Genomic DNA, 3627 nt, shown 5'->3' with positions numbered 1-3627 from the left:
GATAAATTCGGTTTAGCAATTTCAATGAAAGTGGATTAATGTCTCGAAGTAAAAACATATAAAACCTCTTTAAATAAAACTTGATGTTTTTAGTATATCATATTATTTGATTTGTGTAATTAATTTTGTTTGACTACTTATATTTGGCGGTTTTAGATTATTTGTGGACGCACAAGGTGCCAGAAACCGGGTTTCTTGTCCCTAGCGCGGGCCTGAAAGCTTAGGTTTTTGGTCAAGAAACCCCGTTTCTGCTCCTGGCGAGTGCGTCCAGGATTCTAGATTTTTGATTGAAGAATTCTGGTAAAAAACTGCACACATTGGAAACTGATGCACTCACCTAAAATCTCAAATCTCAAATCTAATATCATGCCCGATCGATTAACCATAATATCCCGGTCGGGGCGGGTTTTTGAGATGGTCAATTATTGGCAGGTATTGTTGGCGAACCCTCCCCTACAAAAATCGCGGTCCCTCGACCGGACATGATATAAAACCTAAAATTGGTTCATTCCTGGATCGGCTTAGGCTTCTTAACCGGCTTAGGAAGAGGTTCCTTGGGGACAGGCGGTGCTGCTGCTGCTGCGGACTTGATGTTAGGACGCCCTACAGGAGTACCGTCACCGCTGGGCTTAGGAGTAAACGGACGCTTCCCTCCTCCTTTGAAGCCACCGGGCGGCTTGCTGCCCGGGGGGAATTTCCGCTTTTTAATCGGCAGGGCACCAATATTATTGGCTTGCTCAATCATCAAACTGTCAGCTTTCAATTTGACGTGGAAATCCCAAAAAAACCCGATCGCTTTTGTTGCTAAATCTCCCTTGAGTTTCAGTTTAAAAAACTTCATCTTGTCGTCATTCTTGCGGGGAGCTTGCTTGATTTTGACGATGACATACTTTTCTTCGTCTTGGGATTGATAAATCACCTCACCTCTAATCGAAAAATACCCATCTTCAACATCAGGTTCCGAGGGCGGCAAAGATGCGGTCGATGCTTCGCCACTAGCCTCAATCTCCGCTGCTTCCTGATTTTCCTCATCAGAGGAAGGTTCGGGAGGTTTCTTGAGCGTTTCCGGCTCCCAAACTCCCATAATCTGGGCGTGCAAGTTGCCGTCTTCTTGCCTGGTGCGGGGATAGACCACCCACAGGTGTTCTTGTTCCAGATCCAGGTGATTTTTGACTAAACTCATGACTCTACCCAGCAAAACTGCGTCGATGGCAGTTCCGTCGGCAGCTATGAGCATACCCCGGGTGAATTGCTCTTCTGATTGCGTGTAGCGGCCCCGCACCAAACCAACAGCTCGGTACTGTCTGGGTTCGCTGGGCGGGGGAATCGGATGTTGGCGCATGACCGAGGGTATGTCCTCAGCGGCCTGACTTTCGTTAGCGGCAGGCTCGGCCTTTGCGGGCGGTGCGACTGCTAGCGCTGTCGGATCGCTGACAGCTTCCGAAGGTGCTGCTTGCTCAGAGGGTGCAGGAGCATTGCTGGGCTGCTCTTGTGGCTTTGTTTTGTCCTTGTCGAGGGCAGAACTGTAGCGTGGTCGTTGCAGCCTATCCTTTGACGCTGGGGCGTCTGTTGGCGTTGGCGGTTGATTTTGGTCAACATCTGCAGTCAACGCCGAAGGCACCGGACTTTCGTCTGGTGTCTCAGGAATGGAATCTGTATCTTTAGGCAGATTGACGGCCGGTTCGCTTGGCTGAGCCTTGCGACTTGAAGTAGATTTGGGCGATTTGGAAGACCGGTTGGGAGAGGGGTTCATAAAAACTCCTTGCAGCGGAGACACATCCCTTAAGGGAAATTAGGAATAAACTGAAGAAACTGCTTTAAAAACTACTAGCACCTGACTTGGGGCTTGCGCCCGGAGGTCTGGTTGTGACCCGTCAACGCCAACTTTCAACGCTACGAGTGCCGATCGGTTCCCTGGCTGCTAAAATCCTTGCGAGCAAGGACTTTGGCAGTTGCTGACCGATCAATCCTGCGATCGCGCCCAGGTGGAGTTGCTGGCTAATAGCATTTAGGATATTCAGCTTGCCTATTTTACTTAATCCAATTACCTAACGGGCTGATCCGCCATATTTTCGGTAATTTTTAGCTTGACCAGACTAAATTGGACAGAAACCGCAGTCCTTGGGGCTGCGGGTCTGAGTGTCCAAAATTGTTTAGCTAGCATGGAGTTGTGGGTCTGTTACCATATTAGCTGCAAGTAAAAGGCTGCTTTGTCCGTTGGGACTTTGAAGTTAAAAAGGTTTACGGTTGCACCGATCGAGCTTTCATGGCAGATGCCGCCTGGTAATGCCTTAATTCTTAGAAAATAGTAGATTTTAAGCTGGGATAGTTGAATTATGGAAAAAGCAAACAAGCGTCGTGGGTTGATTACTGTGGTGGTGGTGCTGTCGCTCATCGCTTTTTTGGGATTTTCTCTCGTTCCAATTTTGGACAGTATTCTCAAGGCCAGCCAAGCGCAAAGTCGGCCAACTCCAACGCCTACTCAGACGGCGCAGTCTGGGGACAAGCAATCAGAGTTGCTGCAAGCTCAGGCGAGGGGGTACGAATTGGTTTTGCAGCGGGAACCTGACAATGTAACGGCTTTGCGGGGATTGTTGCAGGTGCGACTGGAGTTGATCGGACAAGGAGTGGGGGACATTAAGGATGCGATCGCTCCTTTGGAAAAGTTGGCTTCGCTGAATCCTGAGACTACGGAATACGGGATTTTGCTGGCTCAGGCTAAGGAACGCACGGGCGATCGCGAAGGGGCTGCTGGGGCTTACAGGTCAATTTTAGTGTCTAAGCCTGGGGAAATTAAGGCTTTGCAGGGGTTGGTGAATTTGCTCCTGGTGCAGCAGCGGCCCGAAGCTGCGATCGGACTCCTGCAAGATACGCTGAAGGCGGCTCCGGCTGCAAATCAGGCGAAACCGGGAAGTGTGGATGTAACTTCGGTGCAGTTGATTTTGGGACAGGTTTATGCTGTACAGAAGCGGTTTGATGAGGCGATCGCCATTTACGACGAATCTGCTAAGGCTAATCCCAAAGATTTTCGCCCGACTTTAGGAAAGGCGATCGTGCTGAAGGAACAGGGTAAAACAGATGAGGCAAAAACGCTGTTCGATCGAGCTACTGAGTTAGCTCCTCCTAACTATAAAGACCAAATTAATCAGTTAGCTAGTGGCACTCCTTCGCCGAATCCTGCGGCTGCTTCTCCTAGTCCCAAACCGGCTGCTTCTCCTAGTCCAGAACCGGCTGCTTCTCCTAGTCCCGAAGGTGCGCTACCCAAACCTTAAGGATACTTTTGAGTTGGGAGTTTGGAGTTTTGAGTTAAAAAGTTTAAAATTCACTCAGGCGGCTACTCCGTGAGAGTCACGAACCAATCTTAAAACTCAAAACTCCTCAGGAATTACCAATTACCAATAAGGCAAGACTTCCGATCGAACTATGACTGCTTTAAGCGATGGGTTTCCGCTTGGAAAAATGATAATTATGCAAAAAAGAGCGTCCCATCCGACTATTAAAAACATTCGGCCCATAAGGTGTTGGCAGAGAGTTGAACTGCTGTTGTAAAACTTCGTCCTCTGCTGTGTACTGACATTTTCCTTCTAGTCGATCGAGCATTTCCAGTACCAAGTCATTAATCTCCTC

The 3627-nt window shown here is 48.8% G+C and carries 3 protein-coding genes; 1 reads left to right on the top strand and 2 read right to left on the bottom strand.

Going from position 1 to position 3627, the window contains the following annotated elements:
* Positions 1–505 precede the first annotated feature (505 nt).
* Positions 506–1753 carry a hypothetical protein gene (locus ACUVJL_RS28105; protein WP_445248855.1) on the bottom strand — a complete coding sequence of 416 codons (1248 nt, stop codon included), beginning with the start codon at positions 1751–1753 and terminating at the stop codon, positions 506–508.
* Between the two features lie 583 nt (positions 1754–2336).
* Between ACUVJL_RS28105 and ACUVJL_RS28100 the strand changes: the two genes are divergently transcribed.
* The gene (locus ACUVJL_RS28100) at positions 2337–3272 is read left to right on the top strand and encodes a tetratricopeptide repeat protein (protein ID WP_445248854.1); all 936 of its coding nucleotides are present in this window, start codon (positions 2337–2339) and stop codon (positions 3270–3272) included.
* Positions 3273–3432: 160 nt separating this feature from the next.
* Here ACUVJL_RS28100 and ACUVJL_RS28095 read toward each other — a convergent pair.
* Positions 3433–3627, bottom strand: a 195-nt coding sequence (locus tag ACUVJL_RS28095) for a hypothetical protein (protein ID WP_445248853.1), incomplete at its 5' end; no start/stop codon positions are given.

The organism is Microcoleus sp. OTE_8_concoct_300, assembly GCF_031383065.1.
Taxonomy (GTDB): domain Bacteria; phylum Cyanobacteriota; class Cyanobacteriia; order Cyanobacteriales; family Microcoleaceae; genus Microcoleus.
Note: the sequence above shows the minus strand (reverse complement) of the source record. Positions and strands in the feature narration are given on the sequence as shown.